General features: G+C 46.2%; 19 protein-coding genes and 1 riboswitch. Of the genes, 1 reads left to right on the top strand and 18 read right to left on the bottom strand.

The annotated features are described in order from the left end of the window. Window positions 1-10 precede the first annotated feature (10 nt). On the bottom strand, window positions 11-1,285 hold the full coding sequence (locus tag NSQ09_RS09450) for an APC family permease (RefSeq protein ID WP_041056918.1): 1,275 nt from the start codon (window positions 1,283-1,285) through the stop codon (window positions 11-13). A gap of 143 nt (window positions 1,286-1,428) precedes the next feature. Here NSQ09_RS09450 and NSQ09_RS09445 point away from each other — a divergent pair, with 143 nt between their 5' ends. Next, window positions 1,429-1,851 (top strand): Lrp/AsnC family transcriptional regulator, encoded by a 423-nt coding sequence (locus NSQ09_RS09445; RefSeq protein WP_080529010.1) that lies wholly within the window; start codon window positions 1,429-1,431, stop codon window positions 1,849-1,851. 37 nt (window positions 1,852-1,888) lie between these two features. Here the strand turns inward: NSQ09_RS09445 and purD are convergent, their stop codons facing one another. The 17 genes from purD to NSQ09_RS09360 form a co-directional block, all read right to left on the bottom strand. Continuing rightward, on the bottom strand, window positions 1,889-3,157 hold the full coding sequence (gene purD, locus NSQ09_RS09440; RefSeq protein ID WP_128992488.1) for a phosphoribosylamine--glycine ligase: 1,269 nt from the start codon (window positions 3,155-3,157) through the stop codon (window positions 1,889-1,891). Between the two features lie 15 nt (window positions 3,158-3,172). After that, a complete protein-coding gene (gene purH / locus NSQ09_RS09435; RefSeq protein ID WP_341031117.1) occupies window positions 3,173-4,711 on the bottom strand; it encodes a bifunctional phosphoribosylaminoimidazolecarboxamide formyltransferase/IMP cyclohydrolase in 1,539 nt (512 codons plus the stop codon). Then, a complete protein-coding gene (gene purN / locus NSQ09_RS09430; protein WP_041351479.1) occupies window positions 4,708-5,295 on the bottom strand; it encodes a phosphoribosylglycinamide formyltransferase in 588 nt (195 codons plus the stop codon). Before purN ends, purH begins: the two co-directional genes overlap by 4 nt. Beyond that, window positions 5,292-6,332 (bottom strand): phosphoribosylformylglycinamidine cyclo-ligase, encoded by a 1,041-nt coding sequence (gene purM / locus NSQ09_RS09425; protein ID WP_003233945.1) that lies wholly within the window; start codon window positions 6,330-6,332, stop codon window positions 5,292-5,294. The genes purN and purM overlap by 4 nt, the downstream gene beginning before the upstream one ends. Before the next feature lie 101 nt (window positions 6,333-6,433). After that, entirely contained in the window at window positions 6,434-7,864 is a 1,431-nt protein-coding gene (gene purF, locus NSQ09_RS09420) for an amidophosphoribosyltransferase (protein ID WP_003233947.1), read from the bottom strand. Next, on the bottom strand, window positions 7,840-10,068 hold the full coding sequence (gene purL / locus NSQ09_RS09415; protein WP_129137491.1) for a phosphoribosylformylglycinamidine synthase subunit PurL: 2,229 nt from the start codon (window positions 10,066-10,068) through the stop codon (window positions 7,840-7,842). The genes purF and purL overlap by 25 nt, the downstream gene beginning before the upstream one ends. Beyond that, entirely contained in the window at window positions 10,052-10,735 is a 684-nt protein-coding gene (gene purQ / locus NSQ09_RS09410) for a phosphoribosylformylglycinamidine synthase subunit PurQ (protein ID WP_003243954.1), read from the bottom strand. The genes purL and purQ overlap by 17 nt, the downstream gene beginning before the upstream one ends. Next, the gene (purS, locus tag NSQ09_RS09405; RefSeq protein ID WP_003219409.1) at window positions 10,732-10,986 is read right to left on the bottom strand and encodes a phosphoribosylformylglycinamidine synthase subunit PurS; all 255 of its coding nucleotides are present in this window, start codon (window positions 10,984-10,986) and stop codon (window positions 10,732-10,734) included. Before purS ends, purQ begins: the two co-directional genes overlap by 4 nt. Then, a complete protein-coding gene (gene purC / locus NSQ09_RS09400) occupies window positions 10,979-11,704 on the bottom strand; it encodes a phosphoribosylaminoimidazolesuccinocarboxamide synthase (RefSeq protein WP_341031111.1) in 726 nt (241 codons plus the stop codon). The genes purS and purC overlap by 8 nt, the downstream gene beginning before the upstream one ends. 73 nt (window positions 11,705-11,777) lie before the next feature. Continuing rightward, entirely contained in the window at window positions 11,778-13,073 is a 1,296-nt protein-coding gene (gene purB / locus NSQ09_RS09395; RefSeq protein ID WP_017695640.1) for an adenylosuccinate lyase, read from the bottom strand. After that, on the bottom strand, window positions 13,070-14,212 hold the full coding sequence (gene purK / locus NSQ09_RS09390; protein WP_041351475.1) for a 5-(carboxyamino)imidazole ribonucleotide synthase: 1,143 nt from the start codon (window positions 14,210-14,212) through the stop codon (window positions 13,070-13,072). The genes purB and purK overlap by 4 nt, the downstream gene beginning before the upstream one ends. Next, a complete protein-coding gene (gene purE / locus NSQ09_RS09385) occupies window positions 14,205-14,693 on the bottom strand; it encodes a 5-(carboxyamino)imidazole ribonucleotide mutase (RefSeq protein WP_017695642.1) in 489 nt (162 codons plus the stop codon). The genes purK and purE overlap by 8 nt, the downstream gene beginning before the upstream one ends. A gap of 141 nt (window positions 14,694-14,834) precedes the next feature. Then, window positions 14,835-14,936, bottom strand: a riboswitch (purine riboswitch). Between the two features lie 79 nt (window positions 14,937-15,015). Beyond that, window positions 15,016-15,213 (bottom strand): NETI motif-containing protein, encoded by a 198-nt coding sequence (locus NSQ09_RS09380; RefSeq protein ID WP_003219403.1) that lies wholly within the window; start codon window positions 15,211-15,213, stop codon window positions 15,016-15,018. Then, a complete protein-coding gene (locus tag NSQ09_RS09375) occupies window positions 15,213-15,767 on the bottom strand; it encodes a DUF2179 domain-containing protein (protein WP_015482896.1) in 555 nt (184 codons plus the stop codon). Before NSQ09_RS09375 ends, NSQ09_RS09380 begins: the two co-directional genes overlap by 1 nt. A 213-nt stretch (window positions 15,768-15,980) precedes the next feature. Next, window positions 15,981-16,148, bottom strand: coding sequence for a Fur-regulated basic protein FbpA (locus NSQ09_RS09370; protein ID WP_003244066.1), 168 nt, complete (start codon window positions 16,146-16,148; stop codon window positions 15,981-15,983). Window positions 16,149-16,403: 255 nt separating this feature from the next. Beyond that, window positions 16,404-17,756, bottom strand: a complete 1,353-nt coding sequence (locus NSQ09_RS09365) for an IS1182 family transposase (protein ID WP_014478984.1) — start codon at window positions 17,754-17,756, stop codon at window positions 16,404-16,406. A 127-nt stretch (window positions 17,757-17,883) separates the two neighbouring features. Beyond that, window positions 17,884-18,687, bottom strand: coding sequence for a hypothetical protein (locus tag NSQ09_RS09360; protein ID WP_121591489.1), 804 nt, complete (start codon window positions 18,685-18,687; stop codon window positions 17,884-17,886). Window positions 18,688-18,821: the final 134 nt, after the last annotated feature.

Here is an 18,821-nt window from a genome sequence, read left to right as displayed (position 1 = left end):
AAAAGCTTGATCATAAAACGTGATCAAGCTTTTTTTTATGCCCACCCTTTGTTTTCATATAGAAATATCCTGCAGCTGCCAGCACTGCCGGATAAAGCAGTGCCCAGCCGCTGAATGAATAAATCACCGCGCACGCCGCAAATGCCCCGAGCGCCATCCACCAGCCTATATCTCTCCTGCCCAGCAGTTTCAGTGCTGCCGCCATTGTACATATGTAAGATGCGATAAAAGCCGCGCTCGGCCCTTTCAACAGAGTCGTCAAATCGATTTGAAACAGGCCATGCGCCGCAAGCACTAAGCCAAATACTGCGGCCATCGCTGTCAAAACGCGAATAGGCGTACGTTTTGTCGCACTGAGTTTTCCAAAAAATACGGGTATGTGCCCCTCTCTCGCCAATGCGTACACCATTCTTGAAAAACCGGCAATATTGGCATGGATGGTGGCGAATGTAATAAACAGCGCTAAACATACCGTGACGTATACACCGCTTTCCCCTGCTCCTTTTGAGATGAGCATGGCAAGCGATGCAATTTCTCCATTCTCTCCATATGAATGAGTACCCACGGTCACAAATGACAGCATGATATACAGCCCCGCCACACAAGACGCTGCCAAAAACAAGCTGAGCGGGACATCTTTTTCAGGACGATGAAATTCCTCAGCCAATGGGGTAATCATTTCCCAGCCTACAAAAGAGAAAAAAATCATAACAGAAACAGATCCCGCGGCAGACCAGCCATGCGGAAGAAACGGCTTGAATTCTGCTATCGTGACGTGTGGCAATGACACAGCAATAGAAGTGACAAGCAGAAATACAATGACACATATAACGAGTGTACTGATGTTTGCTGATAGTTGAATGCCTCTCATATGAAGCAAAATAGATATAGCCAGCATACAACCAGCAATCAATGTAATCTGCCAATCGGCCGCCTCTGTGATGTAACTGACGTAATGCGCGCCAGTCAAAGCGATGATGGGAACGCCGATCGGAACGGACCCTAACATGATCCAGCCCAAAATAGCCCCGGCTTTTTTCTGAAAGGCCAGCTGCACATAAGCAGTGATTCCTCCCGCGCTGGGCGCTATTTTCACAAGCCGGGCCAGCGTGCCGACAAGAAGAAAAGATAAAAAAGACATGAACACCCAGACAAATAAAGAAGCGGGGCCGGCCGTGTCCGCGGTGACAGACGGCAGAATTAATATCCCGCAGCCTAAAACCGCCCCAATCGTTAACGCCGTCCCTTGTATCCAAGTGATCGAACGCTGCAATTCTGGCAACATGATGCCTCCTCTCCCGTTGATGGCTTTATTATAGAAAAAATAAGACGGCATCCATATGCTACAATGAAGGTAAATCAACAGCATTACCTTACGATCAAAGGAATTTTCATTCATTCGCCTAAATATGTAAAGGAGCCAGACAAATGGACGATACAGACCTTCAGATTCTCTCGCATTTGCAGCGAAATGGCAGATTAACGATGGTTGAGCTGGGAAAGCTTGTCGGACTCAGTTCGCCAAGCGCGGCGGAGCGTGTGAGGAAGCTTGAAGACCAAGGAGTGATTACCGGGTACAGCGCGAATATCTGTTATGAAAAACTAAACAAGCATGTCACCGCTTTTATTCTCATGGAGCCAAAAAGCTGTAAGCACTACGCCGCCTTTGCAACATCGCATCCTGATGTAGCAGAAAACCACCGCATCACGGGTATGTACAGCTATGTGACAAAGGTCGTGACTGAATCGGTACATACGCTTGAGGATTTTATTGACGCCTCTATGGCCCATGGAAAACCGACCACACTCGTTGTGCTTTCTTCTTCCAGCTGCCATCCCGCTTTTCTATAACAAAAAAACCCGCAGCTAATCTGCGGGTTTTCCTCACTTATTTTTGAGCAGCCTGTAAAGCGCGTGCCCCAATGTCTTTTCTGAAAAAGAGTCCCGGTTTAAATATTTCATCAACCGCTTTGTACACTCGGTCTCTAGCCGCTTCAAACGATTCATCAAAAGCTGTCACATTGGCGACGCGCCCCCCGTTTGTAACGAACTCTCCGCCTTCTGCTTTCGTTCCGGCATGGAAGACCACGACCTGCTCAGTTTCCGCAGCAAGGCTGCCGATCGGCGTGCCTTTTGCGTAGCTTTCCGGATATCCTTCAGAAGCAAGCACCACACTAACAGCAGCGGTATCCTTCCATCTTAAGTCAACTTCCTTATCATCTAAAAGATCAAGAAGCACCTGTACCAGATCAGATTCCATGCGCGGAAGCACGACCTGTGTTTCCGGATCGCCGAAACGGGCATTAAATTCAATGACCTTCGAGCCGTTTTCAGTAAGCATCAATCCAGCGTACAAAACGCCAGTGAAGGAACGGCCTTCTTGTACCATTGCTTTTGCGGCCGGCTTAACGATCGTTTCTACAGCATGGCGGACCGTTTCTTCCGAAATTTGCGGAACTGGCGAGTAGGCGCCCATGCCGCCTGTATTCGGGCCTTTGTCTCCGTCAAACGCCCGCTTGTGATCCTGGGCAATCACCATCGGATACACCTTTTCCCCTTTGACAAAGGCCATTAGAGAAAATTCTTCACCAGAAAGATATTCTTCAATGACAACGGACGCGCTCGCATCACCGAACTTTTCATCTTCAAGAAAGTCATGCAAGCACGCAATTGCTTCTTCCTCTGTCATAGCCACAGTAACGCCTTTTCCAGCTGCAAGTCCATCTGCTTTTATCACAATCGGAGCACCTTTTTCCTGCACATATGCCTTCGCCTCATCAAAGGATGTAAACGTCTCGTATTCTGCGGTCGGAATGTCGTATTTCTTCATTAAATCCTTAGCGAACTGTTTGCTTCCTTCGATGATCGCCGCGGCTTTTGACGGACCGAACACATGTAAGCCCGCTTTTTCGAATTCATCCACCAGACCTTCAATTAAAGGAACCTCAGGGCCGACAATGGTCAGGCCGACCTGATTTTGTTTTGCAAATGAGACAAGCCCTGCGTGGTCGCTTTCCTCAATGTTTACAAGCTGAGCGGAAGCTGCCATGCCGTCATTTCCGGGAGCGGCAAATACATTCTCGACGAGGCTGCTTTGCGCTGCCTTCCACGCCAGCGTATGTTCTCTTCCGCCTTTACCGATAATTAATACATTCACGTCGTTTTCATCCCCTTAATGTTTGAAGTGTCTGATGCCGGTGAATACCATGGCAATGCCGTATTCATCCGCTTTTTTGATGGAATCCTCATCTCGGATCGATCCGCCTGGCTGAATGATGGCTGTAACGCCCGCTTTTGCCGCTTCTTCGACAGTATCTGGCATTGGGAAATATGCATCCGAACCGAGCGCGCTGCCCTTCGCTTTTTCCCCTGCTTGCTCGATTGCGATTTTTGCCGATCCGACGCGGTTCATTTGGCCTGCTCCCACGCCGACTGTCATGTTGTCCTTCGCGAGAACAATCGCATTTGATTTCACATGCTTCACGACTTTCCAAGCAAGCTTCAAGTCTTCCCACTCTTGCTCGTTCGGCTCTCTTTTTGTCGGAATGCTAATCTCAGCATCATCGAAGCCGTGCATATCTAAATCTTGAATCAGCAGCCCGCCTTGAACAGATGTCAGTTGTTTTTCCTTTTGAACAGCGGCGGATACGTCAAGCGTCAGCAGACGGAGATTTTTCTTCGCAGTCAGGACGTCGAGCGCTTCTTGGCTGAATGAAGGCGCAATGATGATTTCTAAGAAAATGTTGTGAAGCGCTTCGGCAGTTGCCTTGTCCACTTCACGGTTCAGCGCGATAATGCCGCCGAAGATAGATGTTTTATCCGCTTCAAACGCTCTGTCAAACGCTTCTGCGATCGTTTTTCCTGTTCCTACACCGCACGGGTTCATGTGCTTCACAGCAACAGCAGCCGGTTCAGTGAATTCACGAACGATTTGAACTGCCGCATCCGTGTCTTTAATGTTGTTGTAAGAAAGCTCTTTTCCGTGAAGCTGTTCTGCTTGCGCAATGGAGCCTTTGACAGGAAGAGCTGTTTGATAGAAAGTTGCTTCCTGATGCGGGTTTTCTCCATAGCGAAGCGATTGTTTTTTCTCAAATGTCACAGTGAATTGCTCTGGTTCTTTTTCACCGACAACATTTGTCAGATAGTCAGCGATCAGTGCATCATATGCCGCAGTATGACGGAATACCTTTGCCGCGAGCTCGCGTTTTTTCTGAAGAGATACGCTGCCTTCTTCTTTGATTTGATTCAGCACTGGGCTGTAATCGGCCGGATCGACGATAACCGTGACATCCTGATGGTTCTTTGATGCCGCACGCAGCATGCCAGGTCCGCCGATGTCGATATTTTCGATCGCTTCTTCATATGTGACGTCTTCCTTAGAAATCGTTTCTTTAAATGGATAGAGGTTGACGACAACGAGGTCAATCGGCTGAATCCCGTGTTCATTGATCTGCGCCATATGCTCTTCATTGCCGCGAACCGCCAGAAGGCCGCCGTGAATATTCGGGTGTAGGGTTTTTAACCGGCCGTCCATCATTTCAGGGAAGCCTGTCACTTCAGAAATTCCGATCACATCCACACCGTTTTCTTGAAGAAGCTTTTTCGTTCCGCCTGCGGAGATGACTTCAACGCCAAGCTCTGTCAGTTCTTTTACGAAAGGAACGAGATTTGTTTTATCTGAAACACTGATTAACGCACGTTTAATTGTCATGCCTTTTCACCTCTGTTATTTAATCCTAATAGCTGTTTAATCACACTCGGATACCATTTATGCTCAAGCTTGTGAATCCGCTGTTCGATTGTTTCCAATGTATCATGTTCATCAATTTCGATTGCCTTTTGAGCGATGATCGGACCTGTATCCATTCCTTCATCGACATAATGCACGGTGATTCCGGCCACCTTCACACCCGCCCGGAACGCCTGTCCGATTGCGTCGATTCCAGGAAACGCCGGAAGAAGCGATGGGTGAATGTTAATGATTTTTCCCCCATATGCTTGAAGGAGCGTATCACCGATCAGCCTCATATAGCCGGCAAGAACAATCAATTCAACCTCGTGAAGACGAAGCTGTTCAATGATGGCTTGTTCAAATGCAGCCTTGTTTTCATAAGACTTCGGCTCAAATGCAAAGGATGGAATGTGGAATGCTTCCGCCCGTTCGATGACTTTCGCCTGCGGTTTGTCGCAAACGAGGAGCGCTGCTGACGCATCCCAGTTCTCCTCCTTCAAACGCGTGACAATGGCTTCGAAGTTTGAACCGTTTCCTGATGCAAATACCGCAAACTTTTTCATGAAAGTGCCGCACCGCCGAATGTGACGCCTTCACCTTTTTTCACACGCCCGATTAAATAGGCTTTTTCGCCATGGCTTTCAAGCGTTCCGATCACATCTGTCAGATGCTCTTCTTTGACAGCCAAAACAAAACCGATCCCCATATTAAAGACGTTGAACATGTCTTCTTCCTTTAGCTTGCCGTACTCTTGCAAGAAAGAAAAAATTGGCGGGATCGGCCATGAGCCATGATCAATTTCCGCACTTAAGCCTTCCGGAAGCATACGCGGAATATTTTCAATAAATCCTCCGCCTGTCACGTGCGCCATGCCGTCGATTTTTCCGCTTTTGACCGCGGCAAGCACAGGCTTCACGTAAATCCTTGTCGGTTCAAGCAATTCCTCGCCAAGCGGGCGTTCAAACGGCTCATATGTTGTATCGAGGTCCAGCTCCGCATCATCCAGAAGCACTTTTCTGACAAGGGAAAAGCCGTTGCTGTGAAGGCCGCTGGAGCTGAGGCCGATCAACAGATGGCCCTCTTCAATGTTTTCTCCAGTCACGATTTCGTCCTTTTCTGCCACTCCGACTGAGAAACCGGCAATATCGTATTCATCAGCTGTATAGAGCCCCGGCATTTCAGCCGTTTCACCGCCGACTAAGGCTGAACCTGACTGCTCACAGCCTTCCGCAACACCTTGTACAATCTGTTCAATTTTCACTGGGTCCGCTTTGCCAACCGCTAAATAATCGAGGAAAAACAGCGGCTCTGCACCTTGTGCCAGCACGTCATTGACACACATTGCAACAGCATCCACGCCAATCGTGTCATGCTTATCCATGGAAAAAGCGAGCTTTAATTTTGTGCCGACACCGTCCGTTCCCGAAATGAGAACTGGTTTTTGATAAGAAAGCTCAGACAGGTCAAACATGCCGCCAAAACCGCCAAGGCTGCCCATAACGCCAAGCCGTTTCGTGCGCTCCACGTGTTTTTTCATTCGTTTTACAGCTTCATATCCGGCTTCGATGTCAACTCCTGCGTTTTTATATGCTTCAGACATCCTATTCACTCCTTTAAGGCGCTTTTCAAAGTATCTCCCCGAACGAGGGCAGAAAGAGAAAGGCAGCCGAACTGCGCTGCCTTTATGTCATTTTTCAAGTTTTATTTGGTTAATACTGCTTCTTTTACGTGAGGAAGCACTGTATCCTGGTAAATTTCAGTCGGATATTTTCCTGTAAAGCAAGCGAGACACTGTCCGCAATTCGAGTCATCGTATTTTCTGCCGATGCCTTTCAGCAGCCCTTCCACACTCAAAAATGAGAGGGTATCGGCTCCGATTTCCTGACGGATTTCTTCAACAGAATGCGAAGACGCGATTAATTCTTCATGTGTGGAAGTATCAATGCCGTAAAAGCACGGATGAGCGATCGGCGGTGAACTGATTTTCACATGCACCTCTGTCGCACCCGCTTCTCTAAGCATCGTGACAATCCGGCGGCTAGTTGTTCCGCGTACGATAGAGTCATCCACCATCACGACGCGTTTGCCTTCTACAACCCCGCGCACCGCAGACAGCTTCATTCTGACGCCTTGCTCACGCAGAGCCTGGGACGGCTGAATAAACGTTCTGCCAACATAGCGGTTTTTGATTAAACCGAGCTCATACGGAATGCCTGTTGCCTCTGCATAGCCGATCGCCGCAGAAATACTGGAATCCGGAACCCCGGTTACGACGTCAGCTTCAACTGCGGATTCCTGAGCCAGCATTTTTCCAAGGTTTTTACGGGCACTGTGTACGTTAATACCGTCAATATTGCTGTCTGGTCTGGAGAAATAAATGTACTCCATGCTGCAAATGGAACGGTTGATATTCATGGAAAAACGCTCTGATTTCATTCCTTCATCATTAATGATCAGCATTTCTCCCGGCTCTACCTCGCGAAGGTACGTTGCGCCGACGACGTCAAATGCGCATGTTTCTGATGCGACCACATAAGCGTCGCCCATCATGCCGATGGATAGCGGTCTCAGCCCGTTTGGATCAAGTGCGACAATCATTTCTGTTTCGGTCATGATCAGGAACGCGTAGGCGCCTTTCAGCATAGAAAGCGAGTTTTTAATTTGGTCCTTCAGCGTGAAGTGTCCGCTTCTTTTGATCAGGTGAGCCAAAACCTCTGTATCCGAAGAGGTTTGAAAAATGCTCCCTTGATTTTCGAGCTGCTGCTTCAGCTGAGTGGCGTTGACAAGGTTTCCGTTATGAGCAAGCGCCAGGCTGCCGTTGTTTTGGGAACGGAAGAGGAGCGGCTGAACATTTTCGTATCCGCCGCCTCCAGCCGTTGCGTACCGAACGTGCCCGATAGCGCCTTTTCCCTTTACTTTGCTGAGTTCGCCGTTTTGAAATACTTCAGTGATCAGACCTTGGCCTTTGTGAGCCGTCAGCTTTTCACCGTCAGTCGCTACGATGCCCGCACCCTCCTGTCCTCTGTGCTGAAGGCTGTGGAGACCGTAATACGTGATCTGCGGGGCTTCTTCATGTCCCCAAATCCCAAAAACGCCGCATTCTTCATTTAAGCCTTTGATTTCAGCAAGCATGGGATAGCTCCTTTCCATACGCGTTCAAGCTCTTTCGTTTGCGCATGAATCATTTGTTGTCCGTCTTGATTTTGAATCGCCAGAATTCCGTCAGCTGTTACCTCACCAATATGAACTGCATCTTTGACAATTGCTTCAAACGCTTCTTGATGTTCTTTTTTCACTGAAACGACGAAGCGGGATTGAGATTCAGAGAATAATAATGCCGCTTCCCCTTCTACAGTCACATTAGCGCCAAGGTTTTCCGTCGTCATGACACTTTCCGCAATCGCTACGCCTAAGCCGCCTTCAGACACATCATGCGCAGATTGAACGAAGCCTTTTTTAATCGCGTCAAGCAGTGCTTTTTGACGAGACAGCTCTACATCAAGATCGATTTGAGGCGCTTTGCCGTAAATACGGCCTTCTGTCATTTTTTGCAGCTCGCTTCCGGCAAACTCTGGTTTTGTTTCGCCGATCACATATACGAGATCTCCCGCTTGTTTGAAATGCTGTGTTGTAATGTGCGCTGTATCTTCAATTAAGCCGACCATGCCGATAACAGGTGTCGGATAGATCGCCGTGCCGTTTGATTCGTTATAAAGCGATACGTTACCGCCGATAACCGGTGTGCTGAGAACATTGCACGCTTCGCTTATGCCGTATGCCGCTTTTTCGATCTGCCAGAAGATTTCCGGCTTCTCCGGGTTACCGAAGTTAAGGTTATCTGTGACCGCAAGCGGTTCTGCGCCTGAGCAAATGATGTTGCGCGCTGCTTCAGCGACAGCAATTTTCCCTCCGACTTCAGGATCAAGATAGAGATAACGCGCGTTACAGTCTGTCGTCATCGCCAGCGCCTTTTTCGTTCCGCGGATTCTGAGAACACCAGCATCAGACCCAGGAGCGACAACTGTATTCGTGCGCACCATGTAGTCATACTGATCATACACCCACTCTTTACTCGCAATCGTCGGCTGCTGAAGAAGGGCCTTCAGCGTTTCATTCGCATCTTCAATTTGCAGAGCCTGAATGTCCGTTTCCAAAAACTCGCGATAGTAAGCAGGCTCTTGAGAAGGCTTATGGTAAACCGGTGCTTCTTCTGCCAAGGCATCAACAGGCAGCTCGCACACAACCTCTCCTTTGTGTGTCAGGCGAAGCATTTTATCATCTGTCACATGTCCGACAGAAACCGCTTCAAGATCGTACTTGTCAAAAATATCGATGATTTCCTGCTCACGTCCGCGCTCAATAACCAAAAGCATCCGTTCTTGTGATTCAGAAAGCATCATTTCATACGCGCTCATGCCTGTTTCGCGCTGAGGAATCAGGTCAAGGTTCATTTCAATGCCAGAACCGGCCTTACTTGCCATTTCTGCACTTGAGCTTGTTAAACCGGCAGCTCCCATATCCTGAATACCGACTAAGGCGTCGCATTGGATAACTTCCAGACATGCTTCAAGCAAAAGCTTCTCCATAAACGGATCGCCGACTTGGACAGCAGAACGCTTTTCTTCAGACGAGTCTGACATTTCTTCAGAAGCAAACGTAGCTCCGTGGATTCCGTCACGCCCTGTTTTCGCTCCTACGTACATTACTGTGTTGCCGACACCCTTTGCCTGGCCTTTTTTGATGTCTTCATGATTGATTAAACCGACGCACATTGCGTTGACGAGCGGATTTCCTTCATAGCTGCTGTCAAACTGCACTTCTCCGCCGACTGTCGGGATGCCGATACAGTTGCCGTATCCGGCGATACCCGCTACTACTTCTTCAAACAAGTACTTCACGCGTGGTGAAGTCAGTTCACCAAATCGAAGAGAGTTCAATACAGCGATTGGGCGTGCACCCATTGAGAATACATCACGGATAATTCCGCCTACGCCAGTCGCAGCGCCTTGGTAAGGCTCGAGAGCTGATGGGTGGTTATGTGATTCAATTTTGAACACAACCGCTTGGTTATCACCGATATCAACGATTCCGGCGCCTTCCCCCGGCCCCTGCAGCACACGCTCGCCGCTTGTCGGGAATTTACGCAGAATCGGCTTTGAGTTTTTATAGCTGCAATGCTCAGACCACATGACAGAAAAAATTCCGATTTCTGTGTAGTTCGGCAATCTTCCAAGAATGGATTCTATCAATGCAAACTCATCATCACTGACACCCATTTGCTGATACAGTTTCTCTTCTTTTATTTGTTCTTTACTTGGTTCAAGCAGTAGTGACATGAGTTTCCCTCCAATTTTTCACGATAGACTGGAACAATTTAAGACCGTCGGCGCTTCCAAGCAGTTCATCGACCGCGCGCTCAGGATGAGGCATCATGCCTAATACGTTGCCTTTCTCATTCACGACACCGGCAATGTCGCTTACACTTCCATTAATATTAGAGCCGTATGTGAAAGCAATTTGATTGTTTTCCTTTAATGTTGCAAGCGTCTCGTCATCACAGTAGAAATTCCCTTCACCATGGGCAACCGGGATTGTAATCGATTCTCCCTTTTCGTAGGAAGCTGTGAATAAGGTTTCATCGTTCTGAACAATCAATTCAACCGGACGGCAAATGAACTTCAGATCTTTGTTGCGTCTCATTGCGCCTGGCAGCAGCCCAAGCTCCTGTAAAATCTGGAATCCGTTACAGACGCCAAGAACAGGTTTTCCTTCAGCCGCTGCTTGTTTGACAGCTGGCATAATATTCGCAAATCGGGCGATGGCGCCGCATCTTAAGTAATCGCCGTAAGAAAATCCTCCCGGAATTAACACGCCGTCGAAGCCGTCAAGACTTGTTTCCTCATGCCAGACGTATTCCACTTCATGGCCGAGCTCATCCTTTACAGCATGATACATATCGATATCACAGTTGGAGCCGGGTAACACAATCACCGCAAATTTCACTGTGCGACTACCTCCTCAACCTCGTATCTGTAATCTTCAATTACTGTGTTCGCAAGAAGTTTTTCGCACATTTCTTTCACTAGCACGTCAAGATCACGGTCAGATTTTTCAATGGTAAGCTCCATGTATTTCCCGATGCGCACATCTTGAACTTCGTTGTAAGTCATACTGTGCAAGGCATGCTGGACAGCGCTCCCTTGTGGATCTAGTACACTTTCTTTTAAGCTGACATAAACTTTTACTTTATACATGATGAATGCCTCCCAGTCTTTTGAAAATCTCTTCGTATGCGTCGGTTAAGCTTCCCAGATTGCGTCTGAATAAATCTTTATCCAGCTTTTCGTTCGTGTCTTTATCCCACAAGCGGCATGTGTCAGGAGAAATTTCATCCGCCAAAAGCACTTGCCCTTCTGCATCTAATCCGAATTCAAGCTTGAAATCTATTAATCTGACATGACAATCGCCGAAAATGCTTTGAAGCTCTTCATTTACTGTTTTTGTAATGGACTTAATGGTTTCTACCTGCTCAGGAGTCGCTGCTTTCAAAAGCCAAATATGATCTTCTGTGATGAGCGGATCACCCAGCGCGTCATCCTTGTAGTAAAACTCGATAATCGGCTGCTCAAGCTCCGTGCCTTCTGGAATGCCGAGACGTTTGGACATGCTTCCTGCCACAACATTTCTGACCACGACTTCAAGCGGCACAATCGTTACCTTTTTAATGAGCTGTTCCGTTTCCGAAATGCGCTCGATAAAGTGATTGTTAATGCCCTTTGCATGAAGGTGTTTGAAAATTAAGCTTGAAATCTCGTTATTTAAGCGTCCTTTTCCGCTGATTTCTGCTTTTTTCTCGCCGTTAAAGGCAGTGGCGGAGTCTTTATACACGACATACAGCTTGTTTTCGTCATCGGTTTTGTAGATCTTTTTTGCTTTTCCTTCGTATAAAAGTTCATTCTTCACAATATTCACGGAAGGCCTCCTAACCCGAATGTTGGGAATTTTCAAACTGCGGCGGCTTAGAAGAAGCCGCTAAAAGCTTCTTCTATGCTATACCTAAACGTTCAAAGATCAGATCAACATTTTTCAGATGGTAATTGTAATCAAAGCAGTCAGCAATTTTTTCCGGAGAAAGACGTGACGTGATTTTCTCTTCCGCTTCAACAAGTTCGCGGAACGGCACTTGTTTTTCCCACGCTTCCATTGCTTTCGGCTGAACTGTATCATAGGCTTCTTCACGTGTAAGGCCTGTGTCAATCAAAGCAAGCAGCACACGCTGAGAATAGATAAGGCCGAGAGTGCGGTCCATGTTGCGCTTCATGTTTTCCGGGAAGACCGTTAAGTTCTTCACGATGTTGGAGAAGCGGTTCAGCATGTAGTTCAGCGCAATTGTCGCATCCGGAAGAATAATTCGTTCTGCTGAAGAATGAGAAATATCGCGCTCATGCCATAATGGAACATTTTCGTAAGCTGTCATCATGTAACCGCGGATCACACGCGCCATGCCTGTCATGTTTTCAGAGCCAATCGGATTTCGTTTATGCGGCATTGCAGATGAACCCTTTTGCCCTTTCGCGAAAAATTCCTCTACTTCACGTGTTTCACTCTTTTGCAGTCCGCGGATTTCCACAGCGAATTTCTCGATGCTTGTCGCGATCAAAGCAAGTGTTGCCATATAGTCAGCATGGCGGTCACGCTGAAGGGTTTGAGTGGAAATCGGTGCTGCTTTCAATCCGAGCTTCTCACAGACATATTGTTCAACAAATGGATCAATGTTCGCATATGTGCCGACAGCACCGGAAATCTTTCCAACCTCGATGCCTGCTTTCGCTTGTTTGAAGCGCTCAAGATTACGTTTCATTTCTTCATGCCAAAGCGCAAGTTTTAAGCCGAATGTTGTAGGCTCAGCGTGTACGCCGTGTGTGCGCCCCATCATGACTGTGTATTTATGTTCTTTCGCTTTTTCTTTTATGATGTCAACAAATCTCTCAAGATCCTTGAGCAGAATATCGTTTGCCTGTTTTAATAAGTAGGAAAGAGCCGTATCAACAACGTCAGTTGACGTTAAGCCGTAATGCACCCATTTTCTTTCTTCGCCCAGTGATTCGGATACAGCGCGGGTAAAAGCGACAACGTCATGGCGCGTGTCCTTTTCGATTTCTAAAATGCGGTTGATGTCAAATGACGCATTTTCGCGCATCAGCTTTACGTCTTCTTTTGGAATAACGCCAAGCTCCGCCCACGCTTCACAGGCAAGAATCTCTACCTCCAGCCATGCTTGAAATCTGTTTTCATCCGTCCAAATCGCGGACATTTCAGGTCTTGAATAACGTTCGATCATTCTGCTTGTCCTCCGTCTCTATTCATCCATTTATTTGTGATCTCCTGAATCCATTCATCTTCAGGCTGCTTCATAAATGTAATATGCCCCATTTTGCGGCCTTTTTTGATTTCATGTTTTCCGTATATATATAGCTTTGCCTCTTTTAAAAGCTCTGGGTCTTCCTCAACAAGCTTCACTTCATCGCCGAGAAGATTCACCATCATGCCCGGCTTCAGCAAATCTGTCTTCCCAAGCGGAAGCCCGCATACCGCTCTGATATGCTGCTCAAACTGGCTCGACTCGCAAAGGTCCAGCGTATAATGCCCAGAATTGTGCGGTCTTGGCGCCAGTTCATTGACCAAAAGCTCTCCGTCCTCTGTCAGGAACATCTCAACAGCAAGCGGTCCGACAAGGTTAAGCTCATCTGCAAGCTTAACTGCGAGATCAGCAGCCTTCTGCTGAATCCCTTTCTCTACCCGTGCGGGCACGATGCTTTGGAAAAGAATATTGTTGTGGTGAATGTTTTCAGCTGTCGGAAATGTTGAAATTTCACCGTTTACCGATCTGACGACGATCACCGACAGTTCCATTTTAAAAGAAATCCAGCTTTCAAGAATGCAAGTTCCGTGTTCTAACAGACTGGCTGCCTGCTCCATTTGCGCCTCTTCTTTTAACACAAATTGGCCTTTGCCGTCGTACCCGCCGCGGCATGTCTTCAGCACTGCCGGAAGCCTGAGCTCCTGTACCGCCTGTTTCAGTTCATCCTTTGTTTTGACGATGCTGTACGGTGCGACTTCACAGCCCGCGGATTGAATTGCTTTTTTCTCTGTTTCACGGTTTTGGGTAATGAGCAGCAGCTCACTTCCTTGCGGGAGATACGCATGATCTTTTAGCCAATGCAGCGAATCATAGTCGATGTTTTCAAACTCATATGTGATGATATCGCTGATTTCAGCCAATTTTCGAATCGCTTCACGGTCATTATAATGAGCGGTAATTTCGACATCCGCAACCTGCCCGCACGGGGAATCTTTCACCGGATCAACGACCGCGACTTTATACCCCATTTGTTTGGCGGACACAGCCATCATTTTCCCAAGCTGGCCGCCGCCGATAATGCCGATTACAGCTCCCGGATAGATGATTTGTTTAGACAAGCTGATCACTGCTTTCTAACACTGTCTGTTTTGTATTTTCTCTTCTCTCATGCAGCTTACGGGCAAGGACTTCGTCAAATGCTGACAAAATTTGCGCCGCTAACAGGCCTGCGTTCACAGCACCCGCTTTGCCGATGGATGTTGTCGCAACAGGCACGCCTCCAGGCATTTGGACGATGGAAAGAAGTGAATCCATTCCGTTCAGCGCCTTGGACTGAACCGGAACTCCAATGACTGGCAGTGTTGTTTTCGCAGCCGTCATCCCTGGCAGATGCGCCGCTCCTCCGGCACCGGCAATAATCACCTTGATGCCTCTTTCTCTAGCAGTTTCAGCATATTCAAACATGAAATCAGGCGTCCGGTGAGCGGAAACGACCTTTTTTTCGTACGGAACATTGAGTTCGTCAAGTATGTCGCATGCGTGTTTCATTGTCTCCCAATCGGAAGTGCTTCCCATGATGATTCCTACTAGCGGCTGCATTCTGTTCCCCACCTTCTAATGCTTTTGTTTTCAGAAAATAAAAAATACCCGCTCTGCATTGCACTTATGAGGAAGCAATACAAACCGGGCATGGTACATGTATCGTCAGTCGTTCGCTTCTGCGATATATCCATGTCAGTTTTATCGATCACTTTCCTGCATAGTCCGGCAATTTACGGTTGCCGGGTAGAAACTTATGGGCCATATTCCCAAGATTATATGAGGTCGTGTTTTGATTTCATGTTTATCTTAACAACGGACATGGATAATGTCAACGATATTATCGAACGATACAAAAATTCATTCTACTAATGTTCGTGTTTTAGATCAATTTCCCTTCAAATACGATTTTTTTCCCGCACGGAACGATCTGAATTGACCCATTTTCCTTTTTTTCCATAAAAATAGGCTCTTCCATTCGCCTTACAGGCAGATATCCTTCTTCTTTCATTTGCTGAAGCACCGCATCAATCGTTTGCTGCTCTGTCACTTCAAACTTTTTCTTCTTCGGCTTTGCCATTATTCTTTAATTCTCCTCTTCTTCACCGCTTTGACCCAGAAGCCGCCGTGGATTGTTTTTGGTTCGTACGCAATAATAAAGGCTTTTGAATCAAGTGTTTTAATCGTATCATATAGCTGGAGTTCATATTTTCTCGGCGTTAGGATCTGAAGGGCTGTGCGGTCGCCTTCAAGCCCGCCTGCCACCCAATTTGTCACGCCGTAGCCTTTTTCACGGAGCTGCTTCGGAAGATCAAGATCGAGCTCCTTCGTAATCACATTGACCATAATATAGCCAAGCGCCAATTTTTCTTCTATTTTCATGCCGACAATTACGCCAAGACCGTAGCCGAGCGCGTACGCGATCACATTTTGAATCTGGTCTAAGTTATCGAGCACCAGACTCAGCCCTGTCACATAAACCAGTATTTCAATCGTACTGATGCCGGCCGCTAAATAACGCTGTCCTTTCAGCGTTAAAATCATTCTTATCGTAAAAAATGACACATAGACAATATTAATAATGAGAATTATGAGAACCATGGCTATCCCATTTGATAAGATGGTTTGCATCATTTTATTCATCCCCCTACTCTTCAGCTTGCACAAAGCATTCATATTCTACTAGAGAAATGAGCCGTTTACAATCAGCTTCGCCCGTAAGTTTAAGCAAAATATTTCGACATGCTTTTATGAGTTGAACAGTAGTAGTTTACCCTCTTTCTCGCCTTTTCAAAATCAAAACAAAAAAGCCCGCTTTTCAGCAGACTCACCTCTTTATATCTATTGTCAGATCTCTTTTTTCATTTTCTGAAGGGACTTGTATTCTTTCTCAAGCTCACTCAGCGTGTAGTCAGCAAGCTGTTCCCCTCTTCCTTGATAAAATTCCGAGAGCAGTAATTTGGTTTTTAAAAATTGCTTCTTTTGGTTAATTGCTCGGCGAAGTACATCAGCCATGTCCATCATCCTCCTTAAACATAAAGGTTTTTGCGCTGGACGTTTTCAGCATTTTCCCCATCATACACGGGTTAATCCTACAAATCAACTATGTTTTTTAGATATATTTGTAAAAAGTGTGACATAAAAAAACCGGCTAGGATTAGCCGGTCAGCTTGTAGAGAAAACGATGTTTTTTCTACAAGCTTTTTTGTTTTATACTGTTTCTTTAGATATTCACCAGGTTTCAGATGCAGAAAAAGCGCTCCCACATGCCTAGCCTTGCTTGGCTAGGTATGTGGCAATCTTCTTCATGTTCTGGCATGCGGCTGTGAGGAGAACTTGTTCACTCACATTTCGTTTTCCCCTCAACCTGCAATAGCGAAGCCCATGCAGCTGTTTTGAATCTGCAAAGCTTCGCTCTATTTTTTCTTTTCTTTTTTTGTAGAGGTTTTTTCCTGAAACAGACAAGCGATTTTGTCTGACCTTTTCTTTATGATCTTCCCATACATGTCGAGTAATCACTTTCTGCCGATTCTTTGATTTTGTACAGTTTTCAAGCAGTGGGCATGAGGAACATATTTCAGGATTTGATTTATATGACCGGTAGCCTTTTCGGTCAGTTGTTGAGTATGTAAGTGTTTGGTGATTTGGACAAATGTATCTGTCTTGTTCACTGTCATAATGAAATTTCCATTTTGGAAACAAGCCTCGGATAGGGTGATAACGTCTATGTGCGATGACACCAAAGATTTGGCGGTCAGATAATCCTTTACAGATCGGAGTCGTTAAATATCCGGAATCAAGGGCGACGGCTTCTACTTGAAAACCAAATCGTGCGATTTGGTGGTCTAATCGGTCAAGATAAGGCACAGAATCATGGACATTTCCAGGTGTGACGTAGGCATCGGTGATAATGTTGTATTTCATATCTGTTGTGCGGTGATCTAAATAGAAAAAACCTTCTGGTTTGTTTTCACGATACAGATAGCCACTTTCCGGATCGGTTGTACTGTGGCGGATCTCTTTTTCAGCTTTCACCTCCTCTTTGGCTGTTAATGGTTTTTTTCCGTGTTCCTCCCGATCCTCTTGAATGGCTTCATTTAAATCCTTGATATAGTTTTGGGTATCCTGCGCAATTGTTTTTCTTGTGTATTTATGCTTGTTGGCATTGGCTTTAAGGTGTGTGGAGTCGGTGAATAGGACTCGTCCGCCCACCATGTCATGATTGATGGCCTGAAGAACGATCTCATCAAAAATGTCTTGGAAGATGGTTGTATCTTTAAAGCGTGTGCGTCTGTTCCAGCTGATGGTGGAGTGGTGTGGAACCGGGTCGTTTATGTTCAATCCGAGAAACCATCTGTACGCCATATTGTAGTAAATTTCTTTTTCAAGCTGTCTTTCTGAACGGATACCATAGAGGTATCCGATAAACATCATTTTAAATAAAATAAGCGGATCAAGTGAGGGGCGGCCTTTGTTTTCACTGTAGTAAGGTTTCACCTTTTCAATGATGAAAGAGAAGTCTATGTGTTTATCAATTTTCCGAAGCAGGTGATCCTCTTCAACGAGTTGGTCAAGCAGAACAAATTCGGCTGTGTTTTGAGAAGAGTTTCTTGTGTGGAACATGAGAAAGACACCGTCCTTTTAAGTCTTTCTTTTATTTTATTACAGAAGAATGGATATTTTAAGGAAAAATAAAGGCTGACGAGATTTTCTCGACAGCCTGACCGGCTAGGATTAGCCGGTTTTTTCATTAAAGCGGAATCAGCGACGCCGTAAAATATTCAGAAATAAACGGCCAAGTCACTGCCGTAAACAGCAGCGCTATCGCAACCACTGCAAATACACAATAGATATAATCAATTGGTGCATCTTGTGCCGCCTGGTACACACGCTGTACATACAGCGCGATGATAAAAAAGATGGAAAACAAGATCAGCACCGTAAACAGTACTGTCAGCATTGAGATATTCACGATCGCAAAGATCAGCCAAAGGATTGAAACAGCAATTACCGGTACAAGCAATGAACCCAATACGGCAGCCGCTTCTCTGAACGTCACCTTCTGCTTCATCATATAGCGGGAGACAGCCCATATAGCAAAGACCATTACCGCGAAAAAGATCAGCAAATACACAAGAACAACTAAAAACCCGTCATAGAAAGCATGATGGCGTTCTCCGAAACCGAGCGGCCGATTCCAGCTTGCCTTTAACTGAAACCAATTCCCAATTGAAAAAATGATACTGAATATAAGCATTGAAATCAGACCGTACTTATAATGAGAAAAACCATCCGTTACGACAGTTTTCGCCGGTGATTTTAAAATCGAGAACGCAAAACCGCAATATCTGTTGATGGCTGCCCAAACAGACGCAAGCTTGTCTTTAACAGTTGATTCACCGCGTTCTTGGCGCGGTTTCTGCTTTTGTTTTTGCTTCTGCTTGCTTTGCCGGCTCGCCTTTCTTGACATTCTCGATAGCGGTTCTTCATCTGCATCTATTCTTTCACTCTGGTTAATTTCTTCTTCAAACGTTTCTTTTCTTTCTTCCGTCATGTCAGCAACTCCTATCAAAAAAATACGGCGGAATACCATTCAGCAAGAAAATAAAACACTTATATAAGGTACCGAAGCCTTCCTGAACAGTCAAGTCATTTCCATTTAAGTAAAGCATGGCGGCACATCTACAT

The sequence above is a fragment of the Bacillus sp. FSL W8-1202 genome (assembly GCF_038006165.1).
In the GTDB taxonomy this organism is placed as follows: Bacteria; Bacillota; Bacilli; order Bacillales; family Bacillaceae; genus Bacillus; species Bacillus subtilis.
This window is presented reverse-complemented; position numbering and strand designations above follow the sequence as displayed.